Genomic DNA, 21,780 nt, shown 5'->3' on the forward strand with positions numbered 1-21,780 from the left:
TTGCTGGTGTTGGCCTCATGGTCTCAAAGCGCCGGGGAGCGAGCAAGCGCAGAAAATCCGGTCCGCCATACCGGGAACTGGGTGCTCGGTGCGTGGATTTCACAGCGTGGAACGGGCGGGGTCGCGATGCGGAATTTGGCCGGTGCGTCGGCGCGAAGAAGGGGCGCTATACGGTACGGCGGGAGCCGCCACCGCCTCAGCCTGGCACAGAAGCGTCCGTAATTTCCCGGAAGACGGCTCGCCTTGTTGGTCAGGCGTTTACTCTGACTCGCGACATGTCGGTCGCACTAACCTTCACTTAGGTGTGCGGCGGGCAGTGTTCCCAGCCAAATTGGAGGGGGCGGCCCCGGGGGCCTCAGGGATCGTGCAGTCGACCATCGGACGGACATTCGCGGCGTTGAATGCCACCAACGAAGCGATCCTTTACGCGAAATCGCCTGAGGAGCTGTACCGCAAGGTCTGCGAAGCCGCGTTCTCCGGCGGTGACTTCCTGGCCGTCACCGTGTTTCTGCTTGAGCCCGATACCGGCCGCTTGAAATTCGCGGCCGGCTTCGGTGACGACGTCGCGCGGCTGTGCAGCATCGATATTTCCATCGTTGCCAACACCCCGGAAGGCGAGGGCGTTGCCGGGCGGGCGTTCCGCAACCAGGCGGCCTGCGTCAGTAACGACTACATCAACGATCCCCGTTCGGCGGCCTGGCGCAGCGGAGCGGCCCGAGGCGGCGTCGGCGCCGCGGCGGCAATGCCGCTGGTCTGCAACGGGCGCAGCGTCGGCGTCTTCATGGTGACGCGGCGCGAGCCGCACTCGCTCGGCGAGGAAATCGTTGCGCTGCTGGAGCGCATGGCGGCCAACGTGTCCTTTGCACTCGACAATTTCAACCACGAGGCCTCGCGCAAGAGCGGCGAGCGGGCGATGCGCCGGCTGAACCGCATGTTCGGCGCGATCAGCGCGACCAACGAGGCCATCCTCCGCGCCAAGACCGAGCATGATCTCTACCAGCGGGTCTGCGACGCCGCGGTGTTCAGCGGCAAGTCCTTCGCCACAGTGGTGCTGTTGGCCGAACCCGACACGCACTGGCTCGAGCCGGTCGCCGGCACCGGCGAGGCGATCGAGCTGATCACGCAAACGCGCTTCTCGACCGACCCGGACAATCTCTATGGCAAGGGCATTTGCGGCGAGGCGTTCCGCACCCAGCGGCCCTGCATCGAGCGCGACATCCCGAAATCGGCAAGCCCGTCGCAGGCGCAGACCCGCGGCAGCGGCCTGATGGCCTGCGTCGCGCTGCCGTTAACCCGGTTCGGCCAGAGCATCGGCGTCCTGATCTTCTTTATCGCCAATTCCTGGGCCGCGGACGACGAGATCATCGCGCTGCTCGTGGGCATCGCCGAGAACGTGTCGGTCGCGCTCGACACATTTGGGCGTGCTACCGAGAAGGCCAGGGCCGATGCCGAGCGGGAGCGGCTGTCGCGGATGTTCGCTGCGCTCAGCGCAACCAACGAGGCGATTATGCGCGCCAGGTCGCGGCTCGAAATGTTCGAGCTTGTCTGCGCGGCGGCGGCGCATGGCGGCGGTTTCAACTCGACCAGCATCCTGATGGCGAAGCCCGGCGACGATTTCCTGGAGATGATGGCGGTCGCAGGACCCACCGCAGAGAATGCGCGCCGTCTCACCGTCTCGCGCAACGAAGCGCTGCCAGAAGGACGCGGCGTCTGCGGCCGCGCATTCCGCACAGGGCAGGCCTGCATCAACAACGACTTCCTGGGCGACATAGCCAATAGCACGTTCCGCGAGGTCATCGACCGCGAGGGCGCGCGCTCGAGGGCGGCATTTCCGCTGCTGGTCAACGAGCAGCCGGTCGGCGTGATGCTGTTCATCTCGGCGAAGCGCAACACCTTCTCGCCGGAATTCGCCGAGCTCCTGCAACGGCTCGCCGACAACGTGTCGTTTGCGCTCGGCAGCTTCGACCGCGCCGACGAGAAGGCGCGGACCGAGGAGCAGAAGGCGCGCCTGACACGGATGTTCGCCACGCTGAGCGCGACCAATGAGGCGATCATGCGGGCCAAATCCCGCAGCGAATTGTTCGAGCTGGTCTGTGATGCCGCGGCAGTCGGCGATCAGTTCCTCTCGACCACGATCAGGCTGGTGCGGCCGGGCGAGCCCTTCCTGGAAAGCGTCGCGGCTTCGGGGCCCGACCGCATGCGTGCCCGGGAGGTTCAATTGTCGGCCGATGCCTCGCGTCCGGAAGGACAGAGCCTGACCGGCGTCGCGATCCGCACCCGCAGGCCCTGCATCACCAACGACTATCTCAGCGACTTCGGAACCGAGTCGCATCTCTATCAGGTCATCCGGGACAGCGGCAGCAAATCCGGTGCGGCCCTGCCGCTGCTCAAGGGCGGCGAGGCGATCGGCGCGTTGGTGTTTCTTTCCGCCGAACTCGGGACCTTCAGCCCGGAGATGATGGCGTTGCTGCAGCGAATGGCCGAGAACGTGTCGTTCGCGCTCGACAATTTCGACCGTGCCGACGAGAAGGCCCGGGCCGACGAGCAGAGGGAACGGCTGTCGCGCATGTTCGCGGCGCTGAGCGCGACCAATGAGGCGATCATGCGGGCGAAGTCCCGCCGCGAACTGTATCAGCTGGTCTGCGAGGCGGCGGCGACCGGCGGCAAGTTCACCTCCACCACCATCGCGCTGGTGCAGCCGGGCCGCGACTATCTCGAGATCGTCGCGGCCGCGGGGCCGGCTGCAGAGGGGGCGCGGCAGGTGACGCTCTCGACCAATGAGGCGCATCCGGAAGGGCGTGGTTGCTGCGGCAGGGCCTTCCGGTCGCGCAGGCCCTGCATCGTCAACGACTATTGTGCAGAGGCGCGCACCGCTGCCTTCCATGAGCGAGCTCGCCTCGACGGAACGAAATCCGGCGCTGCGTTTCCGCTGGTCGTCAACGGCGAGGCGGTCGGCGTGATGATCTTCGTTGCCATCGAGAAGGACACCTTCACGCCGGAATTCGCCGAGCTCCTGCAGCGGCTCGCCGACAATCTGTCGTTCGCGCTCGAAGGTTTCGACCGCGCCGACGAGAAGAACAAGGCGGACGAGCGCATCGAGTACCTCGCCTCGCATGACAGCCTCACCAATCTGCCCAACCGCGAGACGTTCAACGAGCTTTTGCATCGCGCGATCGAGTCGGCGGACCGCCACCGCCGGCAATTCGCGGTGCTGTTCATCGACCTCGACCGCTTCAAGGTGATCAACGACTCGCTGGGTCACGATGCCGGCGATACGCTGCTGGTGGCGATCGCCGGCCGGTTGCGCGGATCCCTGCGGGAAAGCGACGTAGTGGCGCGGCTTGGCGGCGACGAGTTCGTCGTCATCCTCGAAGACCCCGCCGAGCGTCATGACGTCGAGCGCGTCGCCGGCGACCTCCTTGTGGCACTCAGCCAGCCGGTACAGCTCAGCGGGCACGAGTGCCACACCACGGCCTCGATCGGGATCGCGATGTACCCGGCGGACGGCGCCGACGTGCAGACACTGACCAAGAATGCCGACATGGCGATGTACCTCGCCAAGGAGGACGGCAAGAACGGCTTCCGGTTCTTCTCGAGCGAAATCAAGGCGCAGTCGATCGAGCGCCTGACGATGGAGAGCGCGCTGCGCCGCGCGCTCGAGCGCGACCAGTTCTCGCTGGACTATCAGCCCAAGATCGACATGGCGAGCGGACAGATCAGCGGTGTGGAAGCGCTGTTGCGCTGGACGCATCCCGAGCTCGGTCGGGTCGCGCCGGGACAATTCATCCCGCTCGCCGAGGAAATCGGCCTGATCGTGCCGATCGGCCGCTGGGTGCTCAAGGAAGCCTGCGCGCAGAACATGGCGTGGCAGCGTCGCGGCCTCAGGCCGGTGACCATGGCGGTCAACCTCTCGCCGCGACAGTTCGCCGATCCGCATCTCCTCAACGACATCGACGAGGCGCTGGCTGCGAGCGGCATGTCGCCGGCGTTGCTGCAGCTCGAGGTCACCGAGAGCATGGTGATGCGCAACGTCTCGCGGGCGATCCACGTGCTCGACGCGATCCAGAGCCGCAGCATTCGCCTGGCAATCGACGATTTCGGCACCGGCTATTCGTCGATGTCGCTGATGAAGCAGTTCCCGATCGACACCATCAAGATCGACCGCTCCTTCGTGCGCGACCTGCCCGACGATTCCGAGGATGTGGCGATCGCGCAGGCCATCATCAGCATGGGCAAGGCGCTCGGCATGACCATCGTCGCCGAGGGGGTCGAGACATCGGAGCAGCAGGAGTTCCTGCGCGCGCATGCCTGCGACGAGATGCAGGGCTTCCTGTTCAGCAGGCCGCTGCCGCCGCGCGATCTCGCCGAGCTGTTGGGATCCTCGCTGATGGCGGCGTCGCCGACGCTGCAGCCTGCACTGCACGACGAGGCCATGACCGACGGCGGTGCAGACCTAGGGCGGAAACGCGCTGTCGTCTGACGGCTGCACGGGAAGGTCGCGCACGTCGGAACCGGCGGATGCGACCTTGCGCGAGAAATCATAGGGCCAGGGCAGCACCGTCTGGCCCGCCAAGGTTCGCTGCAGCACGGACGCGCCCTCGGCAAAGCTCGCGCCGTCGGGCAATCGCAGCTGGCGGCACCAGGCGGACGGCAATGTCTCCGCGGTCTCGTGCATATCGAGCGCTGGTCCCCACCACCAGGCCGGCGCCGGAGGCCGCTCCTGCTCGGGAATGGCACGCCAGCGCGCGAACTCGTCGACGATGCGGGAGAATTGCAGCTTGGCGGCGGGATGCATCGAGGGCCCTCTCACAGCCACCGATGATACCATCGTCCGCATGTCGCGCAACGCGGCTACTGGCGACCGTGCTGCCGATGACAACGGGCTATCACACAACGCAGCTGCAACATGAAAAACAGCATTTACGCCGCGCGCGACGATGCTAGGTTGCGCGCCAACCAAAACAAACGGGAGAACGCCCTCATGAAGTATTTGCCTGCACTTGCGGCCGGTCTTTTGGTCGCTGCTGCCGCGCTGCAGTTTTCCACCAGCGCATCGGGCCAAAGCGACGGCTGGATCACGCTGCTCGACAGTTCCAAGAAGGGGGACTGGGACGAGGTCGGCAAGGCCAACTGGACGATGAAGGATGGCGCGCTGGTGGCCGACAAGCTCGACGGCAAGGAACTCGCCTATCTCGTCACCAAGACGCCTTACAAGGATTTCCAGATCAGGGCGGAGTTCTGGGTCGACGAGGAAGCCAACAGCGGCATCTTCATCCGCTGCCAGACCAACAAGACGATCGACGGCAAGGGCTGCTATGAGGTCAACATCTTCGACAAGCGGCCGGATCCGACCTATGGCACCGGTGCCATCGTCGACGTTGCCAAGGTCGATCCGATGCCGAAGGCGGCGGGCAAATGGAACGTCTATGAGATCACGGCCCAGGGGCCGCATTTCGTGGTGATGCTCAACGGCCAGAAGACCGTCGATGCGCAGGACTCCAAGCACGCAAGCGGCTATGTCGCCCTCCAATACGGCTCGGGCGTTGTCAAGTTCCGCAAGGTGCAGATCAAGCCGCTCTGACGCTCCTGATCACGAAAGACCAGTGCGCGGTCGTGATTTGCGGCCGGGCACTTGTGTCGACGTCGTATAGACGCCGGCATTCAGTCACGTTCGATCGTAGGCCTTCCGGCCGCCGTCTTGCGTGCGCAAATGATGGCCGATCACAAGCCCGGTCAGGCACAGCAACAGCCCGAGCGCCGGCGGCGCGAACAGGGCTTCCTCCTGAAAGATGCCGTTGGCCAGGACGACCATCGTGCCGAAGCCGGCGAGCCCTTGAATGAGAATTCCGGAGGACGCGTAGAGGCGCCAGGCCTTGAGTGCCACGGCCATGAAGAAGCCGAGCGGCACCAGGGACGCGATGCCCATCTGATAGAGCAACACGCCGACGGCGCTTTCCGCTGCGCCCTCGATACTGCCGGCCTGCTGCGCAGCGCTCCAGTCGATCGAGAAGTAACCTTCGGACAGGTTGCCGCCGACGCCGAGGCCGCGGCCGATGGGGTTCTGCAAGAAGCCGTTCCAGCCGCCCATGAAACCGATCACGTGAAAGTCGCCAATTTGCAGTCCGACATGGATTGCCACGATGACGTACAGCACGAGGGCAACAAGCGCACCGGCGAGGGTGATGATCGGGCCGAGCAGCCAGGTTGACGTCCACGCGAGCGCCACGAAGACGACCAGGATCAGCGCGCCCTTCACGCTGCAGAAGATCAGCAGCGGGATCGCGGCCAGGGCCAGCCAGCGATATCCGACGGCGAACAGGAACAGGATGGAGAAGCCAACTCCGTAGGCGAAGCTGATCGGGCTCATGTTCGGGCCAAAGATGCGCAGCAGCTTCGACAGTCCGAGATCCTCCAGCAGCGGGGTGTTGAAGAAGCTGAAGCGGAAGCGGTCCAGCAGATCCACCGGGACATTGCCGGTTGCGCGCATCTCGGCTTCCCAGGCGCCGGAGCGGGATGCTTTCAGCTCGTCGAAGTGCCAGAACGTGTAGCCGTTGGTGATATGAAGCCAGAAATCGCGAAACAGCAGCTCCACATATCCGCAGACGATCAACAGCGTCGCGACGGCCACCAGGAACGGCGTGACGCGGATTTCGAACGTTGCGGCAGTCAGCAACGACAGCTGAAAAAGAAATATCGGAAACGCTATGTTGCGTAGATAAACGATGGCCGCGCGCGCATCCTGCGTGGCGCCGAGGGCGCAATACACCGCTACTGTCGCCAGCGTGATCATTCCCCATTTCATGATCCGGTCGTGGTCCGGAGAATGGTTGCGCTCGTGCAGCACATACAGTGCCAGCGTGACCAGCCACATGACCGCGCAAACCAGGAAGTTGTAGCCCTTGACGAACTCCATCTCCGCCTCTGTCGTCATGTATGACGACAGAATCGAGACGAAGAGGTTCTGGAAGAAGATGATGAAGATGGCGATCGAGGGCGCATAGGCCGGCGCCGCAAGAACGATCGCACAGCCGATCAGGCTTTCGACGACGATTGCGAGCCCGGCGTTGGCCGCCTGCAGGATCGGGGCGAATGCGATCGACGCCACGGCGATGCCGAGCGCCGGAATGACATCGCCGGCCACCAGCGGCCGCGGGATTATGTCTGTTCGCACGAGCTTTGACCTAAAATGACCGGAGGTGTGGCGTGCCACATCCGCCGCATGGTCGATCTAGCCGCTCATTGTGCAAGAATTGGTTAACCAAGCGGACTAGCGCGCGCCGAACAGCGCCCTCAGCACATCGGGATCGGCCTTGCCCGAGATGGCATCGGCCAGACCAAAGCCCTGCATCATCTCCCAGTGGGTCCAGCCCCAGCAATGTTGCCGGGCATAGGCCGTGACTCCGGCAAGCCAGCGCAGCCGGCTGTCGCGCGGGGCTCCGGCCTTGAGCACTCCGAATTCATTGATGATGATCGGGCGTGAGTATTGCTGCTGCCAGGCGGCCGCGGGCGCGAGCCACTTGTCGATACCGCGGTCGGGGATGGCGCGGTCCAGCATCGCAAGTGCCTTGCCCTTGTTCAGATCAACAAGTTGTTCCCGCAAGTGCTGAACCCGCGGATCGTCGGGGCGGATCGGATAGGGCAGCCCGGTGATGTCGTGGAGCGGCTCGGCCAGATCCCAGTGAGCCTGATGGGTGAAGACCATCGGGTCATAGAAGTGAATGGCATAGACGATGTTCGGATCGTCGAGCGGCTTGAAGTCCGGCAATGCATCCGCGCGCTGCCAGTTGACCGGGCCCGTGATCAGCGTGGTTTGCGGCAGCAGGTAGCGGATGAACTTGGCCAATTCTTCGACTTCGCTTTGCCACTGCGCAGCGTCGACCTCCGGCTCGTTCAGCAGTTCGGCAAAGACCCGGTCGGCCGGATAGCGCTGAATGACCTGTGCGAGCTCGGTCCAGGCCTCCTTCATCTCCGTCATTGCGGCGGGCGGATCGTCCTTATGCAGCGCATTGAACCGCTCGCCGGAATGCAGGTCGACGGAGACGGCATAGCCGAGCGCGAGCAGGGTCTTGAGGGCGACGTCGACCGTGTGCAGGCGTTGGTCGCGATCAGCCTTGGAGGCGAAACGCGGCATGACATAGTCGGCGGGCACCGGCAGGCGGATGTGGGTCATGCCGGCCTTGCGCAGGTCGAGCAGGAGGCTGCGGGGCGGCGCCGACCGCGGATCGGCAATCCAGCCGTCGGCATTGACGCCGCGTGACAAGGCTTTGATCCGGTCGGCAGAGACGCCTTCGATGAGGGCGGGGCACGCTTGCGCGGCGGCGGATAGCAGAAGTGCTGCGGCGGTGATGACGGCGAGGATCGACGGCCGGGCCATCAGACGATCAACTTGCGATCGCTGTTGCAGGAACGGGACGCACGGCGGCCTGATTGATCACCAGGCCGATCGCGGCCGACGTTCGCTTCGAAAGCGCCGCGATGGCGCCATCGACCGCTGCGGCGTCGCCGCCGCCCTCGCGCTCGACCAGCACGATCAGGTCGGCATAGATGGCCAGTGAGGCCACCTCGGGCTGCTCCGCGAGGGACGGCGCATCGACCACGATCAGGGCGAATTCGGCGCGGATATCCTCGTCCTCCTGCATCGTGTCGCGGCCGGCACCGAGCAGCAGCCCAACCGAGTGTAGCGCTGCACGCGCGGCGCGGGCGCCGGTCGGAGCCGTGCTTTGCACCGTCACGTCGGCGCTACGCCCGAGGCCCGAGTCATTCTGAACCTGGATCAGCGCACTCATCATTCCGTTGTTGACGGCGTTCAGGTTCAGCGAGCGTGCGATCGCCTCGGCGCCGGTGCCCGGTTGGCGCGCGGTCACGAGGACGATCTTGCCATGCTCCCCGGGCAGCGCGGCAACCCGCTCAAGCAGTTGCTGCATGTGGGGGCGGAGGTCGGATTCATCGGGGCCGCCGATCGGCGTCTGCCAGATGGTCATTCGGCCGTTCCGCGGCACGGTGGCCGGAATGCGAGCCCAGACCGGCAGGCTCTGCGGTACCGCGCGCGGCGCTGCTGCTGGTCGTGCCGGGAGCGGCTCCGGTGTCTTCTCCGGCGAGACCGTCTTTCGCGCTTCCAGCGTTGCAACCGCGGCTGTCGATGTCAGCGTCGAGGCGATGGCGATCGCGACGAGCAGCAGGCCAAGCGGCGGGCGGGTCGGGCGGGTCGGCGGACTTGCGGCCGAGACGATTTTGGTTTGCGAGCTCTGCAGCAGCCGCTGCTCGTTGGTTGTCTTGTAGCGCGCGAGGAACTGCTCGTAGATGTTCTTGTTGGCGTCGGCGCTGCGCTGCAGTTCCTGCAGCTTGACCTGGGACTGCGCATCCGTCAGAGCCTTAGCTTCCGCCGCCTTGAGCTGGGCCTCGAGCGTCCTCTGCTGGTCCTGCAGCGTCTCATATTCGGATTTTGCGGTGGCGATGTTGCGCTGCCGTTCGACCTCGATCTGCTTGTTCAGTTCGGCGAGCTGGCCGAGCGCAATGACGAGCTCCGGATGCCGGTCGCCCAGCACCGCGCGCTTCTGCGCGATCTGGTCGTTGAGCGCGGCACGCTGGGCGCGGAGCGCGGTGAGCAGGTCCTGCTTCACCGGGGCCTCGACATTGGACTTCAGATCGCGTTGCGTCTGCTCGTAGCGGGTCTTGGCTTCCTCGGTCTTCAGGCGTGCGGCGGACACCTGCTGGTTCAGCTCGACGATCCGCAGCTGTTGGGTCGTGCCCTCCTTGCCGGCATCGACGATCACGTGGTCGCGCTTGAACTGCGCCACCGCATCCTCGGACGCGCGCAGGCGATCGCTCAGGGACTTGAGGCGGTCGCCGAGCCAGTCGGCGGCATCGTCGGTCGCGATCGTGCGATCGTTGGCCTGACTTGCGACGAATGCCTCGGCAATCGCATTGGCATAGCGCGCGGACTTCTCCGGCGAGTTGGAGACGAACGTCATGGCGATGACGTAGGTCAGGCCGCGGCGCGAGATGTCGAGGTGCTTGCGAAACCGGTCCAGGATGCGGGCCGGATCGGTTTCCGAGCCTGCGATCTCGGGGTCGTTCCGAATATTGAGCTGCTCGATCAAGGGCCGCAGGAAGCCGTCGGACTTGGCGATCTCGATCAGGCTTTGCAGTGCGGCGGCATCCTGGCCGATGCCCGGCAAGACATCCTGGTCGTTGGTGACGCGCTGCTCGCGGGGATCGACGACGACCAGTGCGGTCGCGGCATAGTGCAACGGGAGCGCCATCAGGATGCCGACGCCTGCCGCGAACAGGGCAAGCGACAGCAGCGCGACGCGCAGTCCGTTGTTGCGAAAGAACGCGACAACGCCGGGAAGCGTGAGTCTGGCTTTGAGGAGTTCAGGCTGCTCGCCGCCACGACGCGCCGATGGTGTGCGGTCAGGCGCTTCCCATGAGGTTGCGTCTCCCACGTGGTCCGTTGCCGACCGGGTTACCTGGTTACTATCCGTCATACGCTTTGAACTTGACCCGGCCGGCAAGTACATTTCGGCCCGGCTCAACCTAAATGTTCATAGTTAATCCGGGGTTACGCGGACACAAATGCAACCACTCCTGTTGAGCATGTTGAGCACCGCCCGATCGTCCCGGAACGGAACATCGGATGAAGCGAAAAGACGCAAGTCCGCGGGAGCGTGGCCAAGCAGGTGATGCGAATGTTGCTGCGCGACAGCAAACAGTTGACGCACGAGCGCGCGGTGCTGCGGCCGATCGACTTCCGTCTCAACGAGACCGATCTCGGCAAGATCGTCGACCTGCCCAAGGCGGCATTGGTGGCAGCCTAGGAGCTGGCAAGCAGCAGGTGCAGAAATGACGGTGCTGATGACCGACCGCGGTTGAAAAGTTCGGTGTGCGGGCACGCCGGCGTTAGATCCGCCGGACCGTGCCTGGCCGGCCCGGCGCGCATTCAAGCGCATCGCGGTTCCAGTTCGCGCTGTTCGCCGCAGCTTCGTAGGTCGATTGCAGGAAATCGAGCAGCGCCTGGTCGGGATCTGCAGCCGTGCGCACGGCGTCGTAGGGCAGGATGAACTCGCCGAGCGCGTCGTTGAAGAACGCGGCGTCCGGGCGGACCTGCGTGCTGCGGTAACCCGCGGGCTCCGGGTAGGCGTACGAGTAAAACGCGGGATAGTCGACCGCGCCGCCGCCCGGCCAGAAGCCGGCGCTGCTGACCTCGTGCGAATAGGCCTCGTGTGCCACCGTGTCGGGCAAATACGGCACGCCGCCGGGATGTTGCGGTGCCGTCCGACCGGAGAAGCGCGTGACCGCGAGATCGAAGCTGCCCCAGAAGAAATGCACCGGGCTCGCCTTGCCGAGAAAGGCCGTGCGGAATTGCTTGAACATGCGGTCGCAGTTCACGAGGATCTGGTGAAAGCGCCGCACGGCATCCGCATCGTAGGCAGTGTGCCGAGTATCTTGCGAAAACCTGACAGGGTCGGGCAGTTCGTTCGGCATCTCGTCGATGACCACGTCGATGCCGAGGTCCTTCAATCTCGCCATGATCGTCGCGTAGAAACTCGCGACCGATTGTCCGGCCAGCGCGAATTGCCGCTCGGCGCCGTCGCTGGTTGAGACGCGCAGGGCGCGATCGATGAAATCGAAGTCGATCTCGAACGTGCGGTCCCCGTCCGGGATCGGCGAGGTCGTCAGTCCGCGCGCGGTGACATAGAGCGTGACGTGCCACGAATGATTGAGCCAGGGCGATTTCGCCAGCCGGATCTTGCCGACGATCTGGGTCCAGAGCTGAAGCGTGGCAGCGGTGTCGCGCCACGCCGCGGTCGGCAGTTCCGGCCAACGGGTCTTCGGAGCGTGATTCATGCCAAACCTCTTGGGCGCCGGACAGGAACTTGAGCCTAGCACGAAACCGGTCCTTGCTGCGCTGCCCGTAGGAGCGGGAAGGGCTGTTCCGTCGGTTGCGAGAGACTGCACTGTCGAGGCCGAAAGCGCTGGCGTTGGCCGCGCCATTTGCCTATGAGTGCCGCATCCCAGACGTTTGGATTTGAAGAGATGTTCGAACAGCTCGACGTTGCTCCACCCGACAAGATTCTCGCCCTCATCGACCTCTATCGGGCGGACACGCGTACGCAGAAGGTGGATCTTGGCGTTGGCGTCTACAAGGACCGTGACGGCAAGACACCCATCATGCGCGCCGTGCGGAAAGCGGAAGAGCGCCTGCTGCGCGCGCAGGACAGCAAGACCTATCTGGGGCTTGCCGGGGACGTGGGCTTCAACGCCGCAATGCTCAGGCTGGTGTTCGGCGACAGTGTCGAAACGTCGCGTGTTCGTGTCGCGCAGGCGCCGGGTGGCTCGGGTGCGTTGCGGCTGCTCGCCGAGTTGCTTCGCCGGACCAAGCCGGATGGCATCATCTGGGTCTCTCGACCGACCTGGCCCAACCACGTGCCGACCATGCGCGGCGCCGGGCTGCAAATCGCCGAGTATGAGTATTTCGACGCAGGAAGCGGAACCGTCAAGTTCGAGGCCATGCTCGCCGACCTCGCGAAGGCCAAGGCGGGCGACATCGTCCTGCTGCATGGATGCTGCCACAATCCGACCGGTGCGAACCTGACGATTGCGCAGTGGCAACGCGTCGCCGCGCTCCTGGTCGAAAGGGCCCTGCTGCCTTTCATCGATATCGCCTATCAAGGGTTCGGCGACGGGCTTGAAGCGGACGCAGAAGGCCTGCGCATCGTTGCGGCCAAAGCGCCGGAAATGGTCGTGGCGTCGAGCTGCTCGAAGAACTTCTCGGTCTATCGCGACCGGGTCGGCGCCGCGATGGTGTTGGGCAGGAATGCTGCGCAGGCCGACATCGCCATGAGCCACATGCTGGCCGCGGCCCGCGCGCTCTATTCCATGCCGCCGGATCATGGCGCCGCGGCGGTCCGCATCGTGCTCGACGACCCGGCCTTGCGTTCCGAGTGGGAAGCCGGGCTTGAAGAGATGCGTCAGCGCATGCTTCGGCTGCGCGTGGCGTTTGCCGACGCCCTGCGCCGCCAATCCAACTCGGATCGCTTTGATTTCATTGCCGAGCATCGCGGCATGTTCTCGCGCCTCGGCCTGACCGGGGCGCAGATCGACGGGCTGCGCAACGAGCACGCGGTCTATATGGTCGGCGACAGCCGCATCAATGTGGCCGGCCTTCCCGAAGATCGGCTCGACGATCTGGCGAAGGCAATCGTATCGGTGCTTTGAGCGAATCCTGGGCCAAATCACTGCGTGGCTTTACGAGAGCGCGATCAGTGATCGCGCTCTCGAGCCAGGACCGCAATTGCAGCGAAGAATTACCGCCCGCGTCGGGCAGCCACGCAGATGGCGGTGGCGCTTAGCCGTGGAGCTTGTTGGCCGTCTCCGCGATCACACGTCCCTGATAGCGCGCGCCGGCGAGCTCGTTCTCGCTCGGCTGGCGGCTGCCGTCGCCGCCGGTGATCGTGGTGGCGCCGTAGGGCGCGCCGCCGGTGATCTCGTCGAGCTTCATCTGGCCGGCGAAGCCGTAGTTGAGGCCGACGACGGTCATGCCGAAATGCAGGAGGTTGGTGATGATTGAGAACAGGGTGGTCTCCTGGCCACCGTGCTGGGTCGCGCTCGAGGTGAAGGCGCCGCCGACCTTGCCGACCAGCACGCCCTTGGCCCACAGGCCGCCGGCCTGATCGAGGAAATTGGCCATCTGCGACGACATCCGGCCGAAGCGGGTGCCGGTGCCGACGATGATCGCGTCATAGTTGGCGAGGTCCTCGACTTTCGCGACCGGCGCGGCCTGGTCGAGCTTGTAGTGGGACGCCTTTGCGACCTCGGCCGGCACCAGTTCGGGCACGCGCTTGATGTCGACGGTGGCGCCGGCGTCGCACGCGCCCTGCGCGACAGCATTCGCCATCGCTTCGATGTGACCGTAAGCGGAGTAATAGAGCACGAGAACCTTGGCCATGATACTTTCCTTTTGGGGTGGGGTGGGGGAGTTGGCTGGGGCTGTCATTGCCGGGCTTGACCCGGCAATCCATCAAACAAAAGACTCTTTGCGAAGCTCGATGGATGCCCGGGTCAAGCCCGGGCATGACGATAAGTGAGTGTGGTGACTAGGCCGCGTCGACGAGCACGAGCTCGGCATCCTCGATTGCGGTGATCTTCAGCTTGGCCTCGTCGCGGATCGCGGCGCCGTCGCGCGCATTGACGCGCACACCGTTCACCTCGACGCTGCCGGCAGCCGGCACCAGATAGAGGTGACGGGTCTTGTCGGCGGAGTATTCGGCGCTCTCGCCGGCCTTCAGCGTGGTGGCGAGCACCCGTGCATCGGCCCGGATCGGGAGCGCATCCTTGTCTCCCTCGATGCCCGAGGCAATGGTGACGAGCTTGCCGGAGCGGTTGGCCTTCGGAAACGGCTTCGAGCCCCAGGTCGGGTGACCGCCTGTCGTCGTCGGCTCGATCCAGATCTGGAAGATCTTGGTCTTTGACGGCTCCAGATTGTACTCGGAGTGGCGGATGCCGCTGCCGGCGCTCATCACCTGAACGTCGCCGGCTTCGGTGCGTCCCTTGTTGCCAAGCGAGTCCTGGTGCGTGATCGCGCCTTCACGGACATAGGTGATGATCTCCATGTTGGCGTGGGGATGCGCGGGAAAGCCTGAATTCGGCGCGATCTCGTCATCGTTCCACACCCGCAGCGCGCCGTGGCTGATGTTGTTGGGGTCGTAGTAGCTCGCGAAGGAGAAGTGATGCTTCGCCTTCAGCCAACCGTGGTCGGCGCCGCCGAGCTTTGCGAATGGTCTCAGTTCGATCACAGGAATACTCCGTTCGATGAGATGGATTGAATGTCGTTGACCCTTGGATATGTCGTCGGCCGTGGTATATAAATAGAAACTATCGAAACTCATTGTTTCCTATTTCATCCAACGGGAGCCGCCGCCATGTCGAAACTGCCGGACTTCGAGGCGCTCGCGATCTTCGCAAAAGTCGTGGAGTTACGGTCGTTTGCGGCCGCCGCAAGCGAGCTTTCGCTGTCCAAGGCCACGGTCTCCAAGGCCGTCAGCCGGCTCGAGGAGCGGCTCGGCGCGCGGCTGTTCAACCGCACGTCCCGGCGGCTCGCCCTGACCGATGCGGGGCAAAAATTGTCGGAGCGCGCGGCGCGGCTGCTCGCCGATGGCGAGGCCGCCGAGAACGAGGCGCTGGCGCAATCGACCACGCCGCGCGGCCTGGTGCGGCTCGCAGTGCCCATGAGCTTCGGCATAAAGACGGTGGCGCCGCTGCTGCCGGAGTTCATGGAGGCCTATCCGGAGGTCTCGATCGACCTGCACCTCAGCGACGCGACGGTGGACCTGATCGGCGAAGGCTTCGATGCAGGCTTGCGCATCGCGCGGCTGCCGGACTCCTCGCTGATCGCGCGGCGGCTGTGCGCGATGCCGCGTTACACCGTGGCTGCGCCGTCCTATCTGAAGCGCTACGGCCGGCCGACGCATCCGATGCACCTCGCCGAGCACAAATGCTTCGGCTATGCCTACCTTTCGACACAAGGTGTCTGGCAGTACACCAATGCGACAGGCGAACAGGCCAGCGTGCGCCCCGCGGGCCAGCTCCGCGTCAACAATGGCGAAGCCGTAATGCCGGCGCTGCTCGCCGGCCTCGGCATCGCCGATCTCCCCGACTTCATCGTCGGCGACGCGATTGCGCGCGGCGAGCTCGAGGTGATCCTCAAGGGCTGGAAGCAGCCCGAAGGCGCCGTGCATCTCGTCACCCCGCCCGGCGGCCCGCGCCCCGCCCGCGTCGAGGTGCTCGCGGATTTTCTCGCCAGGCATTTTGCCAAGGGGAAGAAGCGGTAGGGGAAGCGCAGTTTCGTAGATTTCATGGGGCGGTGGGCTGTCTGCGCTCAATGCAGCGCGCGCCCGATCGCGGCAGTGAAAAGAGATCGGCAAGGTCGAATAGGGAACTCCGCCGGTCGCCTTCACATTTAGTTGTCCACTCGAACGATCCTTGGCCGCATTCATTGGCCAGTCTGGCGCGCATCGCCGCGGACAACCGCGCGCGCCCGCCAATATCCGAATTTGAGATCACGGGAGCCGGACATGCGATCGCCGCGGATCGTCCTGAGCTTTGCCATCGCGATCGGGGGAGCTGCCGCGACATCTGCCGCGTTCGCCGAGGAATATCGGGGAACCTGGGAACAGCAGATGGCTTGCACGCCGGATGTGTGGCGTCTGTGCAGCGACCAGATACCTGATGCTCAGCGCATCGTGGCCTGCCTGCGACAGAACACGCCGCAACTCTCCAGCGGGTGTCGTGCCGTGTTCGAGTCAAATGCAAAGGCGCAACAGCCGCAAACGCAGGGGCGTACGCCGCAACAGCCGCAGACGCAGCAGCGGCCGCGTGCCACGCAACCTGCTCCAGTCGCGCCGTCGCGGCCGTGGTACGACGAGGATGATGAGTAGCGCCTGGAGCGTTTTCGAGCGAAGTGGACACCGGTTCGCGTGAAGAAAACGCGTCGAGACAAGAATCCAGGGCTTCGGTTCTGATTCAATCAGAACCGAAAATGCTCGAGGGTCTGACTTCGCAGACGTCGACCCACTCGGCCGATGTCAGCTCTGCCATCCGATCGGGCGTGATGCGGACCGCGCTGTGGGTCGAGCCTGCGGCGGGCACGACGACGTCGAACGCCTTCAGCGACACATCGCAATAGATCGGCAGCGGCGACTTCAGGCCGAACGGGCAGACGCCGCCGACCTCGTGGCCGGTGATCTCGGCGACCTCGTCGAGGCCGAGCATCTTCGGCTTGCCGCCAAACGCCGCTTTTACCTTCTTGTTGTCCATCCGCGAGGTGCCGCTGGCGACGATCAGCACCACGCGGTCGCCGACGCGAAGGCTCAGCGTCTTGGCGATGCGCGCCGGTTCGACGCCATAGGCCTCGGCCGCCAGCACGACGGTCGCGGAGCTCACGTTGGATTCGATCACGGAGATATCGGGCGCCTTCTCGGCGAAGAAGGCGCGGACGGACTCGAGACTCATAATGTTCAGGACCTTGCAGACACCAGCGCGGGAAGTTCGGACAGACCGTGGATACAGTGATCGGGCAGGACGCCGAGTTCGTCCATCTGGGTACGCAGTGCCTTGAACATCGTCAATGGGGCGACCGTCTCGCTCTCGACGCAGGCGAGTGCCATGGCTTCCGGCGTCACCCGCTCGATCCATGCGACATTGAGGCCGAACGCCTTGGCGCCGCAGGCGTCCCATGGATTGGAGGAGATGAACAGCACCTCCGCTGGCGGCACCTTCAGCACCTGCTCGATCAGCGTGTAGGCCTCGGGCGCCGGCTTGAATACCTTGTGGGCATCGACGCTGATGGTCGCATCGAGCAGGCGGTCGAGCCCCGAATTGCGCACCAGCGCATTCAGCATGTCGGGGCTGCCGTTGGAGAGGATCGCGAGCTTCCTGTCCTTCATCGCCTCCAGCGCAGGAATAGCATCCGGATAGAGCGCGAGGTGCCGGTACTTGTCGATGATGCGCGCGAAGGTCGCCTCGTCATGTTGCAGGCCGAGACAGCGCAGTGTGTAGACAAGGGAGTCGCGCGTGGCGACGGAGAAATCCTGATAGCGCTGCATCAGCGTGCGCAGCCAGGAGTATTCGAGCTGCTTGATGCGCCAGACCTGGGTGATGATGTCGCCATAGCCCGGAAAGGCGTCTTCGGTGACGTCGGCCACCGACTGGACATCGTAGAGCGTGCCATAGGCATCGAAGACAACGGCTTTGATGGTCATTGTGGTCTCCCTTGCCCGCCGATCGTCGCATACAGGAATTTCCTGAGCGCGTCGACGGATTGATCCCGCGCCGCCGCGTTGAATTCGAGGTGATGACCGAGCAGCCGCGCCGGCGTGCTGTAATGCGGCACGTCGAAATCGTGATAGGCGCCGGGATAGACGATCAGTTCGATCCGAGCGCCCTTGCCCTTCTCGCGCGAGATCCCCCAATCGTCGCGGCCGTCGGCAAGGTTCCGGCACTCGCTGGCCGGCGTCCAGTCGTCGAGCTCGCCGACCAGGATCAGGGTCGGCACCGTCATATTGCCTTGGATACCCAGGCAGGATGGATAGAAGGCGACAGCGGCGCGAAATTTGTCCGTTGCGTTGCGTTCGATCGCGCCGCGCTCGACAGAGAACAGGGCAAGCCAGGCGCCTTGCGAGAAGCCCACCACCGCGACGCGGGCAGGATCGACCGCCGGCTGCTGGGTGAGGAAATGCAATGCGCGATAGGCGTCATGCACGGTTGCGGGCGGCACGCCGCTTGTGCAGGCGCTGGTGATCCCGCGGGGCCCGAACCGGTCGACCGTGAGCGTGACATAGCCCCACGCCGCCAGCCGCTTGCCCCAGCGCTCGTCGAGCTGTTTGAAATAGCCGCTGCAGCCGTGCAGCAGCACCACGGCGGGCGAGGGGCCCGGCCCATCGGGCAATCGCAGGTAGCCTTGCAGCGGCTGCGCGCTCGCAAGCGGGCTCTCGAATTCGACGAATGCGGGCGGCTGCTCGGCACCTGCCGCGCAGCCGAACTCCGCGCTACCGATCAGGAACGCGGCGAGGAGTGCGGCAAGTCCGGCGAAGTTCGTCATGAACCACCTCGGAAGCTTGCCGCCGATGATACTCCCTTAGATGCCCAAAATCCTCCGCGCGTTGGCCTTCAGCACCTTCGGCCGGATCTCCTCGCGGATGTCGAGCTTGGCAAAATCGGCAAGCCAGCGGTCCGGCGTGATCACCGGCCAGTCGGAACCGAACAGCATCTTGTCCTGCAGGATCGAGTTGATGTAGCGCACCAAAATCGGCGGGAAATATTTCGGCGACCAGCCGGAGAGGTCGATATAGACGTTCGGCTTGTGGGTCGCGACCGACAGCGCCTCTTCCTGCCAGGGGAAGGAGGGGTGCGCGAGGATGATCTTGAGATCGGGAAAGTCCGCCGCGACGTCATCCATGTACATCGGGTTGGAATATTTCAGCCGCATCCCCATGCCGCCCGGCATGCCAGAACCGACGCCGGTCTGGCCGGTGTGGAACAGCGCGATCGCCCCGCCGTCGTTGATCGCCTCGTAGAGCGGATAGGCCATGCGATCGTTGGCATAGAAGCCCTGCATGGTCGGATGGAATTTGAAGCCGCGAACGCCGTATTCCTCGATCAGCTTCTTCGCCTCGCGCACGCCGAGCTTGCCCTTGTGCGGGTCGATCGAGACGAACGGGATCAGGACGTCGAGATGGTCGGAGGCGACCTCCAGCATCTCGTAATTGTTGTAGCGGCGGAAGCCGGTCTCGCGCTCGGCATCGACCGGGAAGATCACCGCGGCGATGTTCTTGGCGCGGTAATAGGCCGCGGTCTCCGGCACCGTCGGCGGATGCTTGTGTGGCGACTTGAAGTAGTCAGCCATCTGCGCCTGGAAGTCGTCATAGCCGTCGTCGCCATGCATGCCGCAGGGCTCCTCGGCGTGGGTGTGGATGTCGATCGCGACGACCTTCTCGATGTCGGGCAGTTTGAGCTTGGGCATTACGGGCCTCCCCGGCAGTTTGATCATTAGGTTCGCCAAATTGATTATACTATATAATTATTTTCGCAAGGCGACCGTTTGCAGATCAGCCGCGTCGGCGCGGGCATCGGCCGCTTGCGCAATCGCGAAATCGTGTCCGGCGGCTCGCCCCGGCCTGTGGGCTGGATCATACGGCGGCGGTCGCGGTGGCTTCAGGATGCAGCTCACCTCGTGCATCGCCGTTCTCCCTGGGCGAGCACGATTCGCTGCATTCTTGGCAAGCTTGGACTCCATGAAGGCAGCATAGGCGGCGGCTGGGAGAGGCTGGTCGATCCCGACCGCCGCCATTTTGTCAGTGATTTCAATATCGCGTGCCGGAGCGGGCGAAGTTCCCGCCCGGCCGAGGCGGTCGAAAACAGCCCGATTGCATTGACATCCGGCGGTCCGATGGCTTAGAAACCGCCCCGTCCCGGGCGGCAAGGCCGCTCTTCGGGATAAATCCCATTTTGCCAGTTTACGGCATTGATCAGGTACGGCCTCCAACACGGGCCTTTCGAAGTAACAGGATTGTCCCATGAAGGTCCGTAACTCGCTGAAGTCGCTGCGCGGCCGTCACCGCAACAACCGTCTGGTTCGCCGCAAGGGCCGCGTCTACGTCATCAACAAGGTCCAGCGCCGCTTCAAGGCGCGCCAGGGTTGATCCACGGCCGATTGGCTAACTGTTCCCGATCGCGGAACTCAGCTCTTTCACAGGTGTTTGACGCCGCGCTGCTTTGCAGCGCGGCTTTGCGCGTCTAGACTTGAGTCATGGGATTAAGACTTTTTGGGCCCAGTAATTTCCGGCTGGCGATCCTGATCGCAGCTCTTCTGGCTGTGCCTGTCGCCGCGGCCGCACAGGGCGATCCCCGGGTCATTCCGCCGCCCGGGACCCAGAAGAAACTGCCCGAAGCCCCAAGCAAGCTGCCGAAGGTTCCGGCCGACCGCGCCCGTGGACTGGATTTCCTGTTCGGCGCGCTGAAGGCCGCGCCCGATGAAGACAGCGCCCGCCATGTCGAGGCGCGGATCTGGGCGCTATGGTTGCACACTCCGAGCGACACCGCCGCACTGCTGATGGTGCGCGCCAAGGCGGCGCTCGATGCCCAGAACATCGATGTCGCGATGAAGCTTTTGGATGCGGTGATCAAGATCAGGCCCGATTACGTCGAGGCCTGGAATCGGCGCGCGACGCTCTACTATCTAAAGAGTGACTACGTCCGTTCGCTGGAAGATTTTCAGCAGGTACTGATCCGCGAGCCTCGCCATTTCGGCGCGCTCGTCGGTCTCGGCACGATCATGCAGGACATCGGCGACGACAAGCGCGCGCTCGACGCCTTCCGCAAGGCGCTGGCCGTCGACCCCCATCTCGAGAAGATACCGGAGAAGGTCAAGCAGCTCTCCGAAAAGGTCGAAGGCCGCGATATTTGAACGTGCGCGATTGACCACGTTCGTGGTCCGCGAGCGCGCGCTTCCCCGCAACCAAAATCCGGCTCAGGAGCACAATCCCGAAATCATTGCCGCTGGCCGGAGCGATGACGTTCGCGACCGCAACCTCGTGCCTCGCCGACAGTCTTTATTGGGTGGTCGGAAATCGCGCCACGGGCCGCTGTCCAATCGTCACGACAAATCCGGTGATCGACGGCGACGTCTGGTTCGGGGACGGGCTCTGCAAATCAATGGCGGATGCGAAGCTGGCCCGCTCAACGATCGGCGCCTGTCCGAAGGACGATCCGTCTGACAAGGACGTCGAAGATAGCCAAGCGCAGTGAAGCGCCTCGAGTCGCTAATGCAGGAACTTGCCGCGGGGGGCGCTGTCCTGGGCTGCGGCGGCGTAGAATTGCTGCAGCTCAGCTTCCAGGTGCTCATTGACGAGCAGCAACGCCTTCAGGGCTCCGCGCAGGTCGCCATTGCAGCTTGCCACGATCTGGTCGATGGCCGCATCGCTAGGGTCGGAAATCATGGTACTCCTCCGATTGTTCCCGTTGAACTCGTCGTATGGGACGCCGGTTCCTGTGAATGTCGTGCACAAGCCAGGAAGCGTTCCGCTTTCGATGAAGCCTCGCGTCTGATGGCGAAATTGCCACCATCAATCTATGAAACTGCTAATGACGCTGGTATGAACCCGCTATCCACAGGCTGGGCGCATTGTGGAAAACCGTGCGCGGCACGGTCTTGAGAAAGTGACAATTGGCTTTCCGAACAAGACCATGTGCGAACCAAAATAGAACCCGTCGCCGCGCGTCACG

At 64.2% G+C, this 21,780-nt stretch carries 22 protein-coding genes; 10 read left to right on the forward strand and 12 right to left on the reverse strand.

Features of this window, described 5'->3' with window-relative positions:
- The first annotated feature begins 364 nt into the window (after nt 1–364).
- Complete coding sequence (locus MTX19_RS07120) at nt 365–4,480, forward strand: GAF domain-containing protein (RefSeq protein WP_280983009.1); 4,116 nt, start codon at nt 365–367, stop codon at nt 4,478–4,480.
- Here the strand turns inward: MTX19_RS07120 and MTX19_RS07125 are convergent.
- Nucleotides 4,454–4,795: a hypothetical protein gene (locus tag MTX19_RS07125; RefSeq protein WP_280983010.1), complete on the reverse strand. Its 342-nt coding sequence runs from the start codon at nt 4,793–4,795 to the stop codon at nt 4,454–4,456. The two genes, MTX19_RS07120 and MTX19_RS07125, sit on opposite strands and share 27 nt — an antisense overlap.
- Nucleotides 4,796–4,981: 186 nt before the next feature.
- Between MTX19_RS07125 and MTX19_RS07130 the strand changes: the two genes are divergently transcribed.
- Nucleotides 4,982–5,581, forward strand: coding sequence for a DUF1080 domain-containing protein (locus MTX19_RS07130; RefSeq protein WP_280983011.1), 600 nt, complete (start codon nt 4,982–4,984; stop codon nt 5,579–5,581).
- Nucleotides 5,582–5,665: 84 nt separating this feature from the next.
- Here the strand turns inward: MTX19_RS07130 and MTX19_RS07135 are convergent, their stop codons facing one another.
- From MTX19_RS07135 to MTX19_RS07145, 3 genes are all read right to left on the reverse strand, one after another.
- The gene (locus tag MTX19_RS07135; protein WP_280983012.1) at nt 5,666–7,171 is read right to left on the reverse strand and encodes a hypothetical protein; all 1,506 of its coding nucleotides are present in this window, start codon (nt 7,169–7,171) and stop codon (nt 5,666–5,668) included.
- Between the two features lie 96 nt (nt 7,172–7,267).
- Nucleotides 7,268–8,374, reverse strand: coding sequence for a cellulase family glycosylhydrolase (locus MTX19_RS07140; protein ID WP_280983013.1), 1,107 nt, complete (start codon nt 8,372–8,374; stop codon nt 7,268–7,270).
- Between the two features lie 7 nt (nt 8,375–8,381).
- Nucleotides 8,382–10,445, reverse strand: a complete 2,064-nt coding sequence (locus MTX19_RS07145) for a GumC family protein (protein WP_280983014.1) — start codon at nt 10,443–10,445, stop codon at nt 8,382–8,384.
- A 243-nt stretch (nt 10,446–10,688) separates the two neighbouring features.
- On the opposite strand from MTX19_RS07145, the gene MTX19_RS07150 reads away from it, so the two are divergent.
- Entirely contained in the window at nt 10,689–10,817 is a 129-nt protein-coding gene (locus MTX19_RS07150; protein WP_280983015.1) for a hypothetical protein, read from the forward strand.
- An 82-nt stretch (nt 10,818–10,899) separates the two neighbouring features.
- Here the strand turns inward: MTX19_RS07150 and MTX19_RS07155 are convergent, their stop codons facing one another.
- Complete coding sequence (locus tag MTX19_RS07155) at nt 10,900–11,847, reverse strand: DUF5996 family protein (protein ID WP_280983016.1); 948 nt, start codon at nt 11,845–11,847, stop codon at nt 10,900–10,902.
- Between the two features lie 189 nt (nt 11,848–12,036).
- Between MTX19_RS07155 and MTX19_RS07160 the strand changes: the two genes are divergently transcribed.
- Nucleotides 12,037–13,218 carry an amino acid aminotransferase gene (locus MTX19_RS07160; protein WP_280983017.1) on the forward strand — a complete coding sequence of 394 codons (1,182 nt, stop codon included), beginning with the start codon at nt 12,037–12,039 and terminating at the stop codon, nt 13,216–13,218.
- A gap of 130 nt (nt 13,219–13,348) precedes the next feature.
- Here MTX19_RS07160 and wrbA read toward each other — a convergent pair whose 3' ends face one another.
- The gene (wrbA, locus tag MTX19_RS07165) at nt 13,349–13,948 is read right to left on the reverse strand and encodes an NAD(P)H:quinone oxidoreductase (protein WP_280983018.1); all 600 of its coding nucleotides are present in this window, start codon (nt 13,946–13,948) and stop codon (nt 13,349–13,351) included.
- 148 nt (nt 13,949–14,096) lie between these two features.
- Nucleotides 14,097–14,795 (reverse strand): pirin family protein, encoded by a 699-nt coding sequence (locus MTX19_RS07170; RefSeq protein WP_280983019.1) that lies wholly within the window; start codon nt 14,793–14,795, stop codon nt 14,097–14,099.
- A 126-nt stretch (nt 14,796–14,921) separates the two neighbouring features.
- Here MTX19_RS07170 and MTX19_RS07175 point away from each other — a divergent pair, with 126 nt between their 5' ends.
- Together MTX19_RS07175 and MTX19_RS07180 are read left to right on the forward strand one after the other, a co-directional pair.
- Nucleotides 14,922–15,830 carry a LysR family transcriptional regulator gene (locus tag MTX19_RS07175; protein WP_280975791.1) on the forward strand — a complete coding sequence of 303 codons (909 nt, stop codon included), beginning with the start codon at nt 14,922–14,924 and terminating at the stop codon, nt 15,828–15,830.
- Between the two features lie 243 nt (nt 15,831–16,073).
- A complete protein-coding gene (locus tag MTX19_RS07180; RefSeq protein ID WP_280983020.1) occupies nt 16,074–16,436 on the forward strand; it encodes a hypothetical protein in 363 nt (120 codons plus the stop codon).
- A gap of 85 nt (nt 16,437–16,521) precedes the next feature.
- Here MTX19_RS07180 and MTX19_RS07185 read toward each other — a convergent pair whose 3' ends face one another.
- The 4 genes from MTX19_RS07185 to MTX19_RS07200 are packed head-to-tail and all read right to left on the reverse strand — an operon-like array spanning nt 16,522 to nt 19,519.
- Entirely contained in the window at nt 16,522–17,010 is a 489-nt protein-coding gene (locus MTX19_RS07185; protein WP_280983021.1) for a YbaK/EbsC family protein, read from the reverse strand.
- Between the two features lie 5 nt (nt 17,011–17,015).
- Nucleotides 17,016–17,759, reverse strand: a complete 744-nt coding sequence (locus MTX19_RS07190) for a haloacid dehalogenase type II (RefSeq protein WP_280983022.1) — start codon at nt 17,757–17,759, stop codon at nt 17,016–17,018.
- Nucleotides 17,756–18,598 carry a dienelactone hydrolase family protein gene (locus tag MTX19_RS07195; RefSeq protein ID WP_280983023.1) on the reverse strand — a complete coding sequence of 281 codons (843 nt, stop codon included), beginning with the start codon at nt 18,596–18,598 and terminating at the stop codon, nt 17,756–17,758. The genes MTX19_RS07190 and MTX19_RS07195 overlap by 4 nt, the downstream gene beginning before the upstream one ends.
- 36 nt (nt 18,599–18,634) lie before the next feature.
- Complete coding sequence (locus tag MTX19_RS07200; RefSeq protein WP_280983024.1) at nt 18,635–19,519, reverse strand: amidohydrolase family protein; 885 nt, start codon at nt 19,517–19,519, stop codon at nt 18,635–18,637.
- Between the two features lie 78 nt (nt 19,520–19,597).
- Between MTX19_RS07200 and MTX19_RS07205 the strand changes: the two genes are divergently transcribed.
- The 4 genes from MTX19_RS07205 to MTX19_RS07220 all read left to right on the forward strand — a co-directional run bounded on the left by MTX19_RS07205 (nt 19,598) and on the right by MTX19_RS07220 (nt 21,303).
- Nucleotides 19,598–19,954, forward strand: a complete 357-nt coding sequence (locus MTX19_RS07205; RefSeq protein WP_280983025.1) for a hypothetical protein — start codon at nt 19,598–19,600, stop codon at nt 19,952–19,954.
- 118 nt (nt 19,955–20,072) lie between these two features.
- Nucleotides 20,073–20,198 (forward strand): type B 50S ribosomal protein L36, encoded by a 126-nt coding sequence (gene ykgO, locus MTX19_RS07210; RefSeq protein ID WP_002718645.1) that lies wholly within the window; start codon nt 20,073–20,075, stop codon nt 20,196–20,198.
- Between the two features lie 107 nt (nt 20,199–20,305).
- Nucleotides 20,306–20,962, forward strand: a complete 657-nt coding sequence (locus MTX19_RS07215) for a tetratricopeptide repeat protein (RefSeq protein ID WP_280983026.1) — start codon at nt 20,306–20,308, stop codon at nt 20,960–20,962.
- A gap of 104 nt (nt 20,963–21,066) precedes the next feature.
- Nucleotides 21,067–21,303, forward strand: a complete 237-nt coding sequence (locus MTX19_RS07220; RefSeq protein WP_280983027.1) for a hypothetical protein — start codon at nt 21,067–21,069, stop codon at nt 21,301–21,303.
- 14 nt (nt 21,304–21,317) lie between these two features.
- Here MTX19_RS07220 and MTX19_RS07225 read toward each other — a convergent pair whose 3' ends face one another.
- Complete coding sequence (locus MTX19_RS07225; protein WP_172626676.1) at nt 21,318–21,494, reverse strand: hypothetical protein; 177 nt, start codon at nt 21,492–21,494, stop codon at nt 21,318–21,320.
- Nucleotides 21,495–21,780 lie beyond the last annotated feature (286 nt).

Source organism: Bradyrhizobium sp. ISRA464, from assembly GCF_029910095.1.
In the GTDB taxonomy this organism is placed as follows: Bacteria; Pseudomonadota; Alphaproteobacteria; order Rhizobiales; family Xanthobacteraceae; genus Bradyrhizobium.